This is a genomic window from Nonomuraea fastidiosa, assembly GCF_042751225.1.
Classification (GTDB): domain Bacteria; phylum Actinomycetota; class Actinomycetes; order Streptosporangiales; family Streptosporangiaceae; genus Nonomuraea; species Nonomuraea fastidiosa.
This window is the reverse complement of sequence record NZ_CP170570.1, coordinates 5,038,324-5,053,150: the sequence shown is the minus strand read 5'-3', so window position 1 is coordinate 5,053,150 and position 14,827 is coordinate 5,038,324. Positions and strand designations below refer to the sequence as shown.

The 14,827-nt window shown below is 70.6% G+C and carries 14 protein-coding genes; 7 read left to right on the top strand and 7 right to left on the bottom strand.

Going from position 1 to position 14,827, the window contains the following annotated elements; translation table 11 throughout:
• Positions 1-27: 27 nt before the first annotated feature.
• The 4 genes from ACFMQL_RS23555 (at position 28) to ACFMQL_RS23540 (ending at position 4,741) form a co-directional block, all read left to right on the top strand.
• Positions 28-1,341 (top strand): extracellular solute-binding protein, encoded by a 1,314-nt coding sequence (locus tag ACFMQL_RS23555; protein WP_364057275.1) that lies wholly within the window; start codon positions 28-30, stop codon positions 1,339-1,341.
• 2 nt (positions 1,342-1,343) lie between these two features.
• Entirely contained in the window at positions 1,344-2,354 is a 1,011-nt protein-coding gene (locus ACFMQL_RS23550) for a carbohydrate ABC transporter permease (RefSeq protein ID WP_378787032.1), read from the top strand.
• Positions 2,351-3,202, top strand: a complete 852-nt coding sequence (locus ACFMQL_RS23545; protein WP_364057280.1) for a carbohydrate ABC transporter permease — start codon at positions 2,351-2,353, stop codon at positions 3,200-3,202. The genes ACFMQL_RS23550 and ACFMQL_RS23545 overlap by 4 nt, the downstream gene beginning before the upstream one ends.
• Before the next feature lie 72 nt (positions 3,203-3,274).
• Positions 3,275-4,741 carry a glycoside hydrolase family 3 protein gene (locus tag ACFMQL_RS23540; RefSeq protein ID WP_378787030.1) on the top strand — a complete coding sequence of 489 codons (1,467 nt, stop codon included), beginning with the start codon at positions 3,275-3,277 and terminating at the stop codon, positions 4,739-4,741.
• Positions 4,742-4,936: 195 nt separating this feature from the next.
• Here ACFMQL_RS23540 and ACFMQL_RS23535 read toward each other — a convergent pair whose 3' ends face one another.
• Positions 4,937-6,118, bottom strand: a complete 1,182-nt coding sequence (locus ACFMQL_RS23535) for an ROK family transcriptional regulator (RefSeq protein ID WP_364057286.1) — start codon at positions 6,116-6,118, stop codon at positions 4,937-4,939.
• A gap of 183 nt (positions 6,119-6,301) precedes the next feature.
• Between ACFMQL_RS23535 and ACFMQL_RS23530 the strand changes: the two genes are divergently transcribed.
• The 3 genes from ACFMQL_RS23530 (at position 6,302) to ACFMQL_RS23520 (ending at position 8,244) form a co-directional block, all read left to right on the top strand.
• Positions 6,302-6,751, top strand: a complete 450-nt coding sequence (locus ACFMQL_RS23530) for an Rrf2 family transcriptional regulator (RefSeq protein WP_364057289.1) — start codon at positions 6,302-6,304, stop codon at positions 6,749-6,751.
• A 712-nt stretch (positions 6,752-7,463) separates the two neighbouring features.
• Entirely contained in the window at positions 7,464-7,853 is a 390-nt protein-coding gene (locus tag ACFMQL_RS23525; RefSeq protein ID WP_378787029.1) for a DNA-formamidopyrimidine glycosylase family protein, read from the top strand.
• Entirely contained in the window at positions 7,735-8,244 is a 510-nt protein-coding gene (locus ACFMQL_RS23520) for a hypothetical protein (protein ID WP_378790199.1), read from the top strand. Before ACFMQL_RS23525 ends, ACFMQL_RS23520 begins: the two co-directional genes overlap by 119 nt.
• Here the strand turns inward: ACFMQL_RS23520 and ACFMQL_RS23515 are convergent.
• The 6 genes from ACFMQL_RS23515 to ACFMQL_RS23490 form a co-directional block, all read right to left on the bottom strand.
• Entirely contained in the window at positions 8,241-8,597 is a 357-nt protein-coding gene (locus ACFMQL_RS23515; protein WP_364057295.1) for a helix-turn-helix transcriptional regulator, read from the bottom strand. The two genes, ACFMQL_RS23520 and ACFMQL_RS23515, sit on opposite strands and share 4 nt — an antisense overlap.
• 286 nt (positions 8,598-8,883) lie before the next feature.
• A complete protein-coding gene (locus ACFMQL_RS23510; RefSeq protein ID WP_364057298.1) occupies positions 8,884-9,375 on the bottom strand; it encodes a nicotinamide-nucleotide amidohydrolase family protein in 492 nt (163 codons plus the stop codon).
• Positions 9,376-9,379: 4 nt separating this feature from the next.
• Positions 9,380-9,955: a CDP-diacylglycerol--glycerol-3-phosphate 3-phosphatidyltransferase gene (gene pgsA, locus ACFMQL_RS23505; RefSeq protein ID WP_364057301.1), complete on the bottom strand. Its 576-nt coding sequence runs from the start codon at positions 9,953-9,955 to the stop codon at positions 9,380-9,382.
• A complete protein-coding gene (rimO, locus tag ACFMQL_RS23500; RefSeq protein ID WP_364057304.1) occupies positions 9,952-11,361 on the bottom strand; it encodes a 30S ribosomal protein S12 methylthiotransferase RimO in 1,410 nt (469 codons plus the stop codon). The genes pgsA and rimO overlap by 4 nt, the downstream gene beginning before the upstream one ends.
• Before the next feature lie 81 nt (positions 11,362-11,442).
• A complete protein-coding gene (locus tag ACFMQL_RS23495) occupies positions 11,443-12,189 on the bottom strand; it encodes a RodZ domain-containing protein (protein ID WP_364057307.1) in 747 nt (248 codons plus the stop codon).
• A 106-nt stretch (positions 12,190-12,295) separates the two neighbouring features.
• A complete protein-coding gene (locus ACFMQL_RS23490) occupies positions 12,296-14,815 on the bottom strand; it encodes a DNA translocase FtsK 4TM domain-containing protein (protein WP_364057310.1) in 2,520 nt (839 codons plus the stop codon).
• Positions 14,816-14,827 lie beyond the last annotated feature (12 nt).

Sequence of the window (14,827 nt, the reverse complement as noted above, 5' to 3'; positions counted from 1 at the left end):
GGCCAGCACCCGGGAAGGGAGAACCCTGTGAGGATCGCGAAGATCACAGCCGCGGCGGCCACCTCGGCCGCGCTGGCTTTGGGCCTGGCCGCCTGTGGCGGAAGTGAGGAGCCCACCACGTCCTCACCCAGCGCCGCCGCCTCGGGCCCCGCCTTCGCGGGCAAGACGTTGAGCGTGTGGCGCCTCGGCGACAGCAACCCCGCGGCGGCGAAGTACATGGAGGAGCTGAACGCCGAGTTCAAGGCTAAGACCGGCGCGGACGTCAAGCTCGAGTGGATCCCCTGGCCGCAGGTGGCCGACAAGTTCGCCGCCGCCGCCACCGGCACCGGCCCGGACGTGACCGAGATCGGCAACGACCAGGTCCCCATGTGGCAGAGCCAGGACGCCCTTGAGCCGGTCACCGACATCGCCCGCGAGGGCGACAGGGCCCAGATCCCGCAGAACCTCTACGGCTACGAGACGGTGGACGGCGAGATCTACGCCATCCCGTGGGGCGCCGGCGCCCGCGCGGTGCTCTACCGCAAGGACTGGTTCGACGAGCTCAAGATCGAGATCCCGAAGACCTGGGACGAGCTCGTCGCCGCCGCCAAGAAGATCCAGAAGGAGAAGGGCGAGGGCGTGGACGGCTTCGCCTTCAACGGCGGCTCCGACGCCAACCACCTGCTGGCCGCGTTCGCCTGGTCCGAGGGCGGCGAGTACGCCGTCAAGGAGGGCGACAAGTGGGTCGGCAAGCTCACCGAGCCCGGCTTCGCCGCGGGCTTCGCCACCTACACCGGCCTCGTCACCGACGGCCTGTCCAGCAAGGCCAACCTGACGCTGAACACGGTGGACATCCGCAAGCGCTTCGCCAACGACAAGGTCGCGATGTACCTCACCGCCGCCTGGGACCTGCCCGGTATCGAGGAGGACTCCAAGGGCAAGCTGAAGGGCGACAAGCTCGGCTTCTTCCCGCTGCCGTCCAAGAAGGGCGGCCCGGCCCCGTCGTTCTTCGGCGGCAACGACCTCGCGGTGTGGGGCGGCACCCAGCAGGCCGAGCTGGCCAAGGAATACGTCAAGCTGGCCACCAGCAAGACCTGGGCCGACCGCTACGCCAAGGAGGGCGGCCTGCTCCCGGTCTACCCCGACACCCTGGCCCAGATGAAGGAGGACCCCGCGCAGGGCGCCTTCGCCCAGGCCTTCGCCAACGCCAGGGCGTTCCCGGCCGACCCCAACTGGTCGGAGGCCGACGCCACCAAGGCCGTGCTGCAGAACGCGGCGCGCGACGTCATCGAGGGCAAGAAGGACGCCGCCACGGCCCTGGCCGACGCCAACAAGGAACTCGAAGAGATCCTGAACCAGTAACGATGGCCGACACGACGACGGTCGCCCGGGGCACGGAGTCCTCCCCCGCCCCGGGCCGCCGGAAGAAGAGCGACCGGGCTCCGCGCGCCGCAGGACTGCCCGTCTGGAGCATCCCGTACCTCCTGCTCGTCCCCGGCCTGCTGGTCATCGCGGGGCTGCTGCTCTACCCGATGGTCCAGCTCGGCATCATGGCCTTCCAGAAGGTCGGCCTGGCGCAGATCAGGGGCAGCAGGCCCGCCGAGTGGGTGGGGCTGGAGAACTTCGAGAAGATCCTGAGCAACGACATCTTCTGGTCGGCTCTGCGCAACACCGTCGTCTTCGCGGCCGTCGCGGTCAGCATGACGCTCGTCGTCGGCACGGCGGTCGGCGTGCTGCTGCACCGGCTCGGCAAGAAGATGTCGCTGTTCGTGGTCATCGGCTGCATGTTCGCCTGGGCGGTGCCGCCCGTCGCGCAGGGCGTCGTCTGGCGCTCGCTGTTCGACGCCGAGTCCGGCATCGTCAACTGGGCGCTGAACCTGCTGCCCGACTGGCTCGCCGCGCCACCGGACGGCCAGCCGAGCTGGACCGGCACCCCCTGGCTCAACGACACCGTCCCCCTCTACATCGCGCTCGTGGTCTGCGTGGTGTGGGCCGGCTTCCCGTTCATCGCCGTCTCGGTGCTGGCCGGACTCAAGGGCATCCCCCACGAGCTGTACGAGGCCGCCAAGGTGGACGGCTCGGGCCCGTGGCACACGTTCAGGAAGATCACGCTGCCGATGCTCAGGCCGGTCTTCGCGGTCCTGACAGTCCTGTCGATCATCTGGGACTTCAAGGTCTTCAGCCAGCTCTACGTGCTGATGAACGGGCCGACCAACCGTGACGGCTTCAACCTGTCCATGTACGCGGTCGCCGAGGCGTTCCGTCCTCCGCAGAAGCTGGGCACCGGCGCGGCCATCTCGGTGGTGCTGACGATCATCCTGCTCATCGTCACCGTCGTGTACGTCAGGCAGATCGTGAAGCAGGAGGAGATGTGACCCCCCTCGCCCGCAAGAGGCTCGGCAAGGTCCTGCTGAACACGGCAGGCGTCCTGGTCTTCCTGTACGCGGTCTTCCCCGTCTACTGGATGGTCTCCACCGGCTTCAAGGAGAACGACCAGATCTTCACGACGGAGTTCATCCCGTTCCCGACGCACTTCACCTTCGAGCACTTCGAGCGGGTGCTGACCGAGGGCGTCGCGAACAACTCCATCTGGCTCTACATGCGCAACAGCGCGATCGTGGCGCTCGGCACCGTGCTCATCGGCTCGGTCTTCGCGCTGCTGTCGGCCACCGCGATCGCCCGCTTCCGCTTCAAGGGCCGCGGCCTGTTCCTGGTGACGCTGCTGGTCGTGCAGATGCTGCCCGCCGAGGGCCTGCTCATCCCGCTGTACATGATGGTCAAGCGGGTCGGGCTCGGCGATCAGCTCCTCGGCCTCATCGTCACCCAGGTCGCGCTGACGCTGCCGTTCGGCGTGTGGATGCTGCGCACGTTCGTCGCCGCCGTGCCCAAGTCGCTGGAGGAGGCGGCCTGGATCGACGGCGCCGGACGCATGACGGCGTTCTGGCGGGTGGTCTTCCCGCTGGTCGCGCCCGGCCTGGTGGCCACCAGCATCTTCTCGTTCATCACCGCGTGGAACGACCTGGTCTTCGCCCTCTACCTGATGTCGGGGTCCGAGGGATACACGATGCCGGTCGCCCTGCAGTACTACTTCGGGCAGAAGGGCGTCGACTGGGGCGCCATCATGGCCGGCTCGACCCTCATGACGCTGCCGGTCGTCATCTTCTTCCTGTTCGTGCAGCGCCGCATGGTCTCCGGGCTGGTCGCCGGGGCCGTCAAGGGCTGACACGACACCGTACGGGGTCCGGCACGGCCCTTCGCTGTGCCCATCTACCCAACCGCCAACTGATGAGGAGCCATGAGTCAGAGTGATCGGGGGCTGCGCCGCCTCGCGGCCGGCACACTGCTCGTCGCCTTCCAGGGCACCACGGCGCCCCCGTGGGTGCTGCGCGAGCTTGAGCAGGGCCTGGGCGGCGTGACGCTCTTCGGGTTCAACGTGGCCGATCCCGGCCAGGTGCTCGGCCTCACCACCGCTCTGCGGTCCGCCGGCGAGCCCGTCATCTCGCTGGACGAGGAGGGCGGCGACGTGACGCGCCTTGCGTACCACGTCGGCAGCCCCTACCCCGGCAACGCCGCCCTGGGAGTCGTGGACGACGTGGAGCTGACCCGGCGCGTCTACCGCGCCATCGGCTCCGAGCTGGCCGCCTGCGGCATCAACCTCGACATGGCGCCGAGCGCCGACGTCAACAGCGAGGCCGACAACCCGGTCATCGGCACCCGTTCGTTCGGCCCCGAGCCGGGGCTGGTCTCCCGGCACACGGTCGCCGCCGTCGAGGGCCTGCAGTCCGTAGGCGTGGCCGCCTGCGTCAAGCACTTCCCCGGCCACGGCGCCACCCGGGTCGACTCGCACCTGGCCGTTCCCGTCGTGGACGTCGGCATGGACGTGCTGCGCGAGCGCGAGCTGGCGCCGTTCCGCGCGGCCATCGAGGCGGGGGCCAAGTCGGTGATGACCGCGCACGTCGCGGTGCCGGCGCTGACCGGCGACACGCCCGCCACGCTGTCCCCGGCGGCCCTGACCGAGCTCCTGCGGGGCGAGCTCGGCTACGACGGCGTGGTCGTCACCGACGCGCTCGACATGCACGCCATCACCCGCAGCGTGGGCCTGGCCGGGGGCGCGGTGCTCAGCATCGCGGCCGGGTCCGACCTGCTGTGCCTGGGGCCGCTGCCCACGTACGACGACGTGCAGGCCATCATCGCCGAGATCGTCGCCGCCGTGGGCGATGGGCGGCTGCCGGCGGAGCGGCTTGAGGAGGCCGCCGCCCGGGTCGCCGCCCTGCGCTCCTGGTTCGGCTCGGAAGAGGCGGCCCGAGCCGAGAACAGGGCCGAGCGGAACAGGGCCGAGCAGGACGTCGTCGGCCTGCACGCGGCCCGCCGCGCCGTGCGGCTGACCGGCCGGGCCGAGCCGCTCGTCGAGCCCCTGGTGATCGAGGTGGACACGCCGCCCACGATCGCCGTCGGCGACGTGCCGTGGGGCGTGGGGCCGTGGCTGCCGGACGCGGAGGTCATCCGCGTCAAGCCCGCCGCCGCGGACGCGCCCGCCCTGCTCGCCAAGGCCGCCGACCGGTCGCTCATCATCGTGGTCAAGGACGCGCACCGCCACGAGGACAGCCGCGAGCTGGTCTGCGCGCTGGTGACCGCCCGGCCCGACTCGATCGTCATCGAGATGGGGCTGCCGGTGTGGCGGCCGGACAGCGCCGCCTACATCGCCACGTACGGGGCCGCGCGCGCCAACGCCCAGGCCGCCGTCGAGCTGCTCACCGCCTGACCGCTTGAGGCCGTCCCGGCGGATGGCGGGACGGCCTCAAGCAGGGGTTCCAGGAAGGCGGAGCCCTCCAGGCCTCAGCAGGCCCGCAGAAAGGCGTCAGAGCGCGCCTGACGACCGTGAGGCGGGCTGCGCGGAGGCGGCGTGGCTCGGCGGCTCAGCGGCTCGGCGGCTCGGCGGCTCAGCGGCTCAGTGGCTTCAGTCGGCCAGGAGCTCTTCGCGGGCCTCTTCGAGCGCGGCCAGGACCGCGCCGCGCCGCACCGGGTTGTCGTCGGTGACCGTGGTGGTCACCACCTGGGGCCGCACCGGGCAGATGCGGGCCACCGCCTCCTCCACGCGGGACGTCAGCGCCTCGCCTCCGGCGTGCCCGACCTCGCCGGCCAGCACCACGAGCCCGGGGTCGAGGATCACGCACACCGCGGCGACGCCCAGGGCCAGCCGGTGGGCGATCTCGTCGAGCAGCGGCTCACCCTCGGCACCCGCCTCCACCGCGACCTTGACGCACTCGGTGGCGCTGCCCGCCGCGAACCCGTAGCCGCGCGCCAGCTCGGTCACCGCCTCCGCGCTGACCAGCGACTGCAGGCCGCCCGCCAGCGAGGGCAGCCGCCCAGGCTCGGTGCGGATGTCCTCGGGCAGCGGCACGCCGGGCACCGGCAGGTAGCCGATCTCGCCCGCGCTGCCCGAACGCCCGCGATGCAGCCGCCCGCCGAGCATGATGGCAAGGCCCAGCCCCCGGCTCGCCCACAGCAGCACGAAGTCGTCGAGCCCTTTGGCCGCGCCGTCGTGGCGCTCGGCGATGGCGGCGAGGTTGACGTCGTTCTCGATCGTCACCTTGCGCCGCAGGGCGCCCGCCAGCGCCTCGTGGATGCCCTCGTGCCAGCCGGGCAGGTCGAACGAGAAGCGCACGTCGCCGCTGCGCGGATCGACCACGCCCGGCGTGCCGATCACCACGCCGCGCAGCTTCGACAGGCTGAGCTTGGCCCCTCGGCACGCCTTGACGATGGCGTCGTGCACCACGGAGACCGGGTCGTCGTCGGCGCCCGGCTCGACGGTGACCTCGGAGACGGTGCGGCCGTGGATGTCGGCGACCGCCGCGGAGATCAGCTCGGGGCCCACTTCGAGGCCGGCGACGTACGCGCTGGAGGGGATCACGGAGTAGAGCGCCGCGTTGGGCCCCCTGCCGCCCGCCTGCGTGCCGACCACCTCGACCAGCCCGCGTTCCTCCAGCCGCGCCAGCGTCTGCGAGGCCGTCACCTTGGACAGCCCGGTCAGATCGCCGATCTGGCCGCGTGTCATGGGCCCGGTCTCCAGCAGCAGCTCCAGAGCGGCCCGGTCGTTGATCTCCCTGAGCAGTCTGGGCACACCAGGGCGTCGCTCCACGCTGAATCCCGCCGTCGCAACTCGAAGGGCTGTTATCGGAAAGGTTGTTGGAAGTTTAGCGCTCGACACCCCGCCCGCCGCCGCAGGTGACGCGTGGCCTGGTATGGCCGCGGATCACGGATTCCCGCCCGATCTGACGTCCTTGCGCCTAACCAGTCTTGACCAGGAGGGATAATCGAGAACATGCGCCTTTCCGCTCGTGTCGACTACGCCCTCCGTGCCGCCGCCGAACTGGCCGCCGCCGGTGCAGGCCCGACCACTGTGGGCGAGCTCGCCAAGGAGCAGGACATGCCGCCCAAATACCTTGAGAACATCCTGCTGCAGATGCGCCGCGCCGGGCTCGTCCGCGGCCAGCGCGGCCCCGAGGGCGGCTACGTGCTGGCGCGTCCGGCGGGCGAGATCTCGCTGGCCGACGTCATCCGCGCCGTGGACGGCCCGCTGGCCAACGTGCGCGGCGAGCGTCCCGAGCACGTCGGCTACCGCGGGCCCGCCGAGTCCCTGCAGCAGGTGTGGATCGCGCTGCGGGCGACCGAGCGTGCCATCCTCGAGGAGGTCACGCTCGAACACGTGGCCACGGGTGCCCTGCCCGAGCGCGTCCGCCAGCTCGCCGCCGACCCCGCCGCGTGGGACTGAGCGCCGCTCTCCCGCGCCCGGCGTCACTTCCTGAAGAAGCCATAGGGCGACCCCGTCCAGCTCGTCCCTGGAGGCGCTCAGAAGCGTTCTGACGGGCTTTCCCGTGGCGTCCGTCACGACGATGCGGGCCCGGCCGCCCTCGCGTACGGTGGCCATCGGGTGGCGCTCGTCCAGCCGGCCGTGGAAGGCGGCGCCGTCCGGCCGCCGGGCCTCGCCCTTCCTGGCGCCGGTCCGCTCGTCCCAGAAGCAGATGTCCCGCGACCGTCCCGGGAACGTGGTGGCGAAGACCGCCTCGAGCGGCGCGGCTCCTCATGGTCGCCGCCCACGAGAAGCGGCGTCCTGGCGGCTCCTACGCACGCCGGCCCGGCCTGGTGCACCGCGACGAGCGCGGCGATGGTCCCGGCCGTTAAGCCGGTGCCTCACCGTTCTCCGAGCGCCCCAGGAACTGCCGTCAAGCCGGTGCCTCGCTCTCCGAGCGCCCCAGGAACACGTCTGGCGCCGGCCGCCCGGTCAAGCGGTGGCCCGTGACCTCGGTCGGATCCCCCGCAGGTGAATCCGTGATCTCCGGCATGCCCCGCTCAAGCCCTTCGTCAAGGCGAAGTCCAGAGCGTCATTACGACGAGCACGATCACGGAAAGCGATGATCCACCGGAATCGTCACGGAGAGTACCCGGCGGCGCACGCAGGCGCGGGCGATTCCTAGACTGGGGGCGTGCCCGAAGGAGACGCCGTCTACCGCACGGCCGCGCGCCTGAGGGGCGCGCTCGACGGCCGTGTGCTGGTCCGTTCGGACTTCCGCGTCCCCCGGTACGCCACCGCCGACCTGTCGGGACGCGCGGTCATCACCACGCTGTCGCGCGGCAAGCACCTGCTCACCCGGGTCGAGGGCGACCTGACGGTGCACACGCACCTGCGCATGGACGGCAGCTGGCGGGTCATGCCAGGCTGGCCGCCCCACCAGGCCCGGCGACCAGGTGCGGCTGATCCTGGCCAACGAGCGGTGGCAGGCGGTCGGCCTGAAGCTGGGGATGGTCGATCTCGTCAGGACGGCCGACGAGGGGCGGCTCGTAGGCCATCTGGGGCCGGATCTGCTCGGCCCTGACTGGGACATGGACGAGGCCGTGCGGAGGTTGCGAGCGGAGCCCGGCAGGACCATCGGGGAGGCGCTGCTCGATCAGCGCAACCTGGCCGGGATCGGCACGATCTATCGCGCCGAGACCCTTTTCCTGCGCGGGATCTGGCCGTGGAAGAAGGTCGGGGAGATCGAGGATCTCGAAGGGGTCGTGTCACTCGCCCAGCGGCTGCTGGAAGCGAACAAGGGGCATGCGGGCACGGTGACCACAGGGGATCGCCGCCCAGCGAACGCGACCTGGGTCTACGGCAGAGCCGGCAGGCCATGTCGCCGATGCGGCACCCGCATCAGCCGTGGGGAGATGGGGGCGCAGCCACAGGAACGGCTGATCCTGTGGTGTGCGAGCTGCCAGCCTCGCTAGGCAGCCACCATGTCCTTGACCTCGGGGAACACGGAGTCGGATATCGACCCCGGAACCGACTCGGAAAGGGCCAGGCGCTCGTGCTCGGGCACGTCGGCCAGCACAGGGGCAGCCTGCAGCTCCGCCAGCGCGAACTGGTCGGAGACCTCACGCAGCACCTGCGAAAGGGGCACGCCGAGCGCGCCGCAAATGGACGCGAGCAGCTCGGACGAGGCTTCCTTCTGGCCGCGCTCCACCTCGGAGAGGTAGCCGAGCGAAACCCGGGCCAGCGTGGACACCTCGCGTAGCGTGCGTCCCTGCCGGACCCGCAACCGCCTCAGCACGTCGCCGAGCAGCTGACGCAGCAGAATCATCTGTCGCTCCCTCCCCGGCGCGGATGACTTCACCACGCCCCGCGCGATCGGATCGTGCCGCACATCGGTCTTCTTAGCTTCGTACATACTCCTCGCCGTCATCATGGGGCGTCGCCGGCCCTGAACCGCCGCTCGTGGCTCGTTGCGCGACTCATCAGGCCCGCCTGCCGGGCGCTCGGTGCTTGCAGTTGGCTCACGGACCTCACTCACAGCTCCACCGTACCCGTATCCACCGACACCGCGTCAGACCGCACATCGCATGTTCGCTCGGGACGTAACACGGTAATCACCCGGAATGTTCCCCTATGTTCGCCTTCACCACACCTGACAGGAGATCGACTGCCTCGTCCACCGTCTCTACCCTGATACGTTCGCGCGACCCCTCCAGTCTCAGTTCCCGCGTCCATTTCCGGCCGCCGGGCCCCGCGACCGCGACGTAGACGGTGCCCACGGGCTTGCCGTCCTGCGGCTCCGGCCCGGCCACCCCGGTCACGGCCAGCCCGTACGTCGCCCCGCACAGCCGTGCCACCCCGGCCGCCATGGCGCCGGCGACCTCGGGGTGCACCGCGCCCTCACGCCGCAGCAGCTCCGCGGGCACGCCCAGCAGCTCGTGCTTGAGGTCGGTGGCGTAGGAGAGCACCCCGCCGCGGAACGCCTTCGACGCCCCCGGCACCGAGGTGATCGTCGCCCCGATGAGCCCACCGGTCAGCGACTCGGCGACCGCCATCGTCGCGCCGGCGCCGACCAGCAGGTCGAGCATCTCGGCCGCATCCGCCATCGTTTCACTGCCCCTCACGCGCCCGCTTGGCCACTTTACGCAGCCGGACGGCCCGGACGACATAGTCGATGCCCGTGCCCACGGTGACCACCACGGCCGCGCCCATCACCGCCCACCGTACGGGATCAGGCACGAACGGCAGCAGATACAGCACGATGGCCGCGATCTGCAGCACGGTCTTGACCTTGCCGCCGTAGCTGGCCGGGATGACCGCATGCCGCAGCAGCACGAACCTGAGCGCGGTGATGCCCAGCTCCCTGCCGAGGATGACGAGCGTGACCCACCAGGGCAGCTCCTGCAGGATCGACAGGCAGATCAGCGCCGCTCCGGTGAGCGCCTTGTCGGCGATCGGGTCGGCGATCTTGCCGAAGTCGGTGATGAGGCCGTAGCGCCTGGCCAGCTCGCCGTCGAGGTGGTCGGTGATCGAGGCCACCGCGAAGACGGCCAGCGCGGCCACCCGCCAGCCCGTGCCAGGCATGAAGAGACAGACGACAAAGAAGGGGACGAGCGCCAACCGGAGGACCGTGAGGACGTTGGCGATGTTCCACGGGCTGACCACCCGGCGCTCGTCCCTTTTCATGGACCGGCCTTGATGCGCGCGATCAGGTCGACGCCCTCGGCGTCGACCGCGACCGCGCGGACGATCTGCCCTCTGACCAGGCCGATGCCCTGAACGGTGACCGAGCCGTCGACCTCGGGCCCCTGGTGCGCGGCCCTGCCTTCGTAGCCGCCGTCGCCCAGGTCTTCCTCGATCAGCACGTCGAGCTCGGTGCCGATGCGCTCCTCCGCGCGCTGGGCGGTCAGCTCTTCGGCCAGCTCGGTGAGCACGCGCACGCGCTCGTCGATGACCTCCTGGTCGAGCTTGCCCGGCAGGTTCGCCGCCTCGGTGCCGTCTTCGTCGGAGTAGCCGAACACGCCGATCACGTCGAGCCTGGCCTCCTCGAGGAAGCGCACCAGGTCGGCGAACTCCTCCTCCGTCTCGCCGGGGAAGCCCACGATGAAGTTGGAGCGCACGCCCGCCTCGGGAGCGCGCTCGCGGATGCTCTCCAGCAGGCCGAGGAAGCGCTCGGGGTCGCCGAAGCGGCGCATCCTGCGCAGGACGGTGCCGCTGGCGTGCTGGAAGGACAGGTCGAAGTAGGGGGCCACGCCGTCGGTGCCGGTGATCACGTCGATCAGGCCGGGACGCAGCTCGGCCGGCTGGAGGTAGCTGACCCGCACCCGCTCGATGCCTTCGACGGCGGCGAGCTTCGGCAGCAGCTTCTCCAGCGACCTGAGGTCGCCCAGGTCCTTGCCGTAGGACGTGGAGTTCTCGCTGACCAGGACGAGCTCGCGCACGCCCCTGTGGGCCAGCCAGTCGGCCTCGGCCAGCAGCTCGTCCGGCCGGCGCGAGACGTAGGAGCCGCGGAAGGCCGGGATGGCGCAGAACGTGCAGCGCCGGTCGCAGCCGGAGGCCAGCTTGAGCGAGGCCACCGGGCTCTCGTCGAGCCGCTTGCGCAGCACGCGCGGCCCGCTGGCCGGCGCCAGGCCCTCGGGCAGCTCGCCGTGGCCGGGGATGGCGGTCCTGGGGGCCGCGGCCCGCTCGACCGGCGTGATGGGCAGCAGCGTGCGGCGGTCACGCGGCGTATGCGGCTTGAGCGGCCGGCCCGCCACCACGTCGTCGAGCCGATCGCCGATCTCGGCATAGTCGTCGAACGAGATGACCGCGCTCGCCTCGGGCAGCGCCTCGGCCAGCTCGTTGCCGTAACGCTCGGCCATGCAGCCCGCGGCGACCACCTTGGCGCCGGAGTCGGCGGCGGCGAGGAGCGTGTCGATCGAGTCTTTCTTGGCCGACTCGATGAAGCCACACGTGTTGACGACGACGACCTCGGGGTCGTCGTCGTCGAGCTGCCAGCCGGCAGCCTCGAGTCGCGCGGCCAGCTCCTCGGAGTCGACCTCGTTGCGTGCGCAGCCCAGAGTGATCAGCGATGCGGTTCGGCGGGATGACATGGTGAACACTACGGTATCGGGAGTTGGCCACCACCCGATGCACTGGCTCCCCGCCGGCCGCCCCAGAGGGCCCTGTGACGGCTATCTCGACTGGGGTTTCTGCGGCCCGAACGAGCGCCGCACGACCTCTCCCCGGCCACCGAGACCCTTCACCTTCTTGCCGTTGACGTGCAGCGTCACCGCTCCTGCGTCGGCCAGCAGCACGTTGACCTTGTTCGGCGCCCGCCAGGTCGAGGTCTTGCCCGCCTTGAGCGTGCCGGCGAAGAGCTTGCGCCCCTCGGCGTCGTGCACGTTGACGTACGACGACCGCTTGGCCTTGATACGCACCGTGACCATGTTCTTGGCGTTCTTGGCCGCCGCGTTCGACGGCGACGGCCTCGGCGTCTCGGTGAGCGGGGTGTTGGGCGGGACGCTCGGCCGGGCCGACGCGGCGCGCATGTCGCCCGTACGGACCTGGTCGCCGCCCCCTCCCAGCACCCGCATCATGCCGAAGACCACCACGATCGCCAGCGCGAACCCGAGCGCCATCGTCCAGTTGGGCCCCCGCCGCTCCGGCAGGTTGATCTTGCGGTCGGCCTGGAAGACCGACGACGCCGGCATGGGCTGCGGAGCCCCGCCGTGCTGCTGGTCATAGAGATGGACGATGGCCTCGGGGTCGAGCCCCACGGCCTTGGCGTACGCCCTGACGTGCCCTCTGGCGTAGAAGGCACCTCCGCAGTCGCCGTACTCGTCCCGCTCCATGCCATGGATGATCGCCTCGCGAATCCTGGTCGCCGCACTGACCTGCGCGACCGTCAGCCCTGCCGACTGCCTGGCTGCCGCCAGCATGGCCCCGATGCTCTGCTCCTGCACAGCGAACGCCCCCCACCACACCGACTACTCTTCGTGGTAGGAGATATTCAATCAGTTATCGCCGTGCAAGCACGCATTGGGGTCATTCGCCACGCAGGCTTGCCAGCAAACCGGGGAGGTCGTCGGGCTTCAGGAGCACCTCGCGGGCCTTCGAGCCCTCGCTCGGGCCGACCACGCCGCGGCTCTCCAGCAGGTCCATCAGGCGCCCGGCCTTGGCGAAGCCGACCCGCAGCTTGCGCTGGAGCATCGAGGTCGAGCCGAACTGCGTGGTCACGATCAGCTCGGCGGCCTGGATGAGCAGGTCGAGGTCGTCGCCGATGTCCTCGTCGATCTCCTTCTTGACGGGGGCCGCCGTGACGTCCTCGCGGTATTCGACCTGCATTTGCTCCTTGCAGTGCTTGACGACCTCGGAGATCTCCTTCTCGGAGACGAACGCGTTCTGGATGCGGATCGGCTTGCTCGCGCCCATCGGCAGGAAGAGCGCGTCACCCTGCCCGACCAGCTTGTCGGCGCCCGGCTGGTCGAGGATGACCCGGGAGTCGGTCAGCGAGGACACCGCGAACGCCAGCCGCGACGGCACGTTGGCCTTGATCAGGCCGGTGACCACGTCGACCGACGGCCGCTGGGTGGCGATCACGAGGTGGATGCCGGCCGCGCGGGCGAGCTGCGTGATGCGCACGATCGAGTCCTCGACGTCGCGCGGCGCGACCATCATCAGGTCGGCCAGCTCGTCCACGATGACCAGCAGGTACGGGTACGGCTGGTAGACGCGCTCGCTGCCGGGCGGCGGCTGCAGCTTGCCCGCACGCACGGCCTTATTGAACTCGTCCACGTGCCTGAAGCCCGACGCCGCCAGGTCGTCGTAGCGCCGGTCCATCTCCCCCACCACCCATTCGAGGGCCTCGGCGGCCTTCTTCGGGTTGGTGATGATGGGGGTGATGAGGTGGGGGATGCCCTCGTACACGCTGAGCTCGACCCGCTTGGGGTCGACCAGCACCATGCGCACCTCGTCGGGGGTGGCGCGCATGAGGATGCTGGTGATCAGGCCGTTGACGCAGACGGACTTACCGGCGCCGGTGGCACCCGCGATGAGCAGGTGGGGCATCTTGGCGAGGTTCGCCACGATGGTGCGGCCCTCGACGTCTTTGCCCAGGCCGACGATCATCGGGTGGTGGTCGGCCTGCGCCACCTGGGAGCGCAGCACGTCGCCGAGCGCCACGAGGTCCTTGTCGGCGTTCGGGATCTCGACCCCGATGGCCGACTTGCCGGGGATAGGCGACAAAATCCGGACGTCGGCGGACTTGACGGCGTACGCGATGTTCTTTGTGAGCGCCGTGACCTTCTCCACCTTGACCGCGGGCCCCAGCTCGATCTCGTAGCGCGTCACCGTCGGGCCCCGGGTGAACCCGATGACCTGCGCGTCGATGCCGAACTGCTCCAGCACGCTGGTCAGCGCGTTGACCACCTGCGTGTTGGCCTTGGTCTGCGGCTTCGGCGGGGTGCCCGGCTTGAGGTAGGACAGGTCGGGAAGGACGTAGGGGCCCGCCTGGGGCGACAGCACGAGCTGCTCCACCTTGCGGGGCGCGGGCGTGGGCAGCGGCGGCTCAGGACGCCTCTCGGCCTCGGGAGCGGGCTTGTCCTCCTCGCCGGTCAACCCGGGCACGATCTCCGGCGAGTGGTCGGTGCGCTTGTCCTTCTCGGCCAGCACCGGCGTGTCGTACGGCTTGATGCCGTCGCCGCTCTCGCCGCCGTCGCCGTCGTCCGGCTTCTTCGTCCTGACCCGCTTCTTGGGCTGCGGCTTCGGCGTCGCCGGCTCCGCCTGCCGCTCGAACAGCAGGTGCTTGAGCTCGGCCAGCCGTTCGGGGATGCGGTGGACGGGCGTCGCGGTGATCACCAGCACCCCGAACCCGGACAGGAGCAGCAGCAGCGGGATCGTCACCCACGCGGGGAGGATGCTCATGGGCGGCGCGGACACCAGGAACCCGATCATGCCGCCGGCCGCCGACACCTTGTCCATGCCCTGGCCCTCGCCGGCCGGGTAGGGGGTGCCGTTGGAGACGTGGATGACGCCGAGCACGCCGACCAGCAGCGCGGCCCAGCCGATCACCATGCGGCCGGTGTCGGCGTTCTGGTCGGGATGGCGCAGGTAGCGCCAGGCCAGCAGGCCGAGCAGCAGCGGCAGCACCCAGGCCAGCGAGCCGAAGATGCCGCGCACGGCCGCGTTGACCGCCCCGGCCACCGCGCCGTCGGAGGTGCGCCAGGTCATGGCCGCGAGCACGATCGCGCCCGCGAGCACGGTCAGCCCCACGCCGTCACGCCGATGCGCCGGGTCGAGCTCGCGGGCGTTCTTGCCGACCGCCCGCGCCGCGCTGCCGATGCCGTTGGCGAACAGCATCCACAGGCCCACGACCAGCTTGCCGAGCATGGTGAACACCCACGTGATCGGATCGGGGTGGGTCACCGGGGGTTTACGGCCGGACGCGGATCCCTTCGCCCTGGGCCGTCCCGCCGGCGTCGCCCCGCGCTTGGCGGGGGTCGAGCGAGACGAGGTCGACCGCTTCGCCGGCCCCTTCGATGCGCTTTTCGGCGTACGGGTGGCCATGATGCCAAAGGT

Excerpts from the sequence above, each read along its gene's own strand:
- ACFMQL_RS23510 (WP_364057298.1), bottom strand. The coding sequence starts at position 9,375 with ATGGCGGATGCGGCCGAGATGCTCGACCTGCTGGTCGGCGCCGGCGCG.
- ACFMQL_RS23515 (WP_364057295.1), bottom strand. The coding sequence starts at position 8,597 with ATGATTCTGCTGCGTCAGCTGCTCGGCGACGTGCTGAGGCGGTTGCGG.
- ACFMQL_RS23550 (WP_378787032.1), top strand. The coding sequence starts at position 1,344 with ATGGCCGACACGACGACGGTCGCCCGGGGCACGGAGTCCTCCCCCGCC.
- ACFMQL_RS23540 (WP_378787030.1), top strand. The coding sequence starts at position 3,275 with ATGAGTCAGAGTGATCGGGGGCTGCGCCGCCTCGCGGCCGGCACACTG.
- ACFMQL_RS23530 (WP_364057289.1), top strand. The coding sequence starts at position 6,302 with ATGCGCCTTTCCGCTCGTGTCGACTACGCCCTCCGTGCCGCCGCCGAA.
- rimO (WP_364057304.1), bottom strand. The coding sequence starts at position 11,361 with ATGTCATCCCGCCGAACCGCATCGCTGATCACTCTGGGCTGCGCACGC.
- ACFMQL_RS23495 (WP_364057307.1), bottom strand. The coding sequence starts at position 12,189 with ATGCTGGCGGCAGCCAGGCAGTCGGCAGGGCTGACGGTCGCGCAGGTC.
- pgsA (WP_364057301.1), bottom strand. The coding sequence starts at position 9,955 with ATGAAAAGGGACGAGCGCCGGGTGGTCAGCCCGTGGAACATCGCCAAC.
- ACFMQL_RS23490 (WP_364057310.1), bottom strand. The coding sequence starts at position 14,815 with ATGGCCACCCGTACGCCGAAAAGCGCATCGAAGGGGCCGGCGAAGCGG.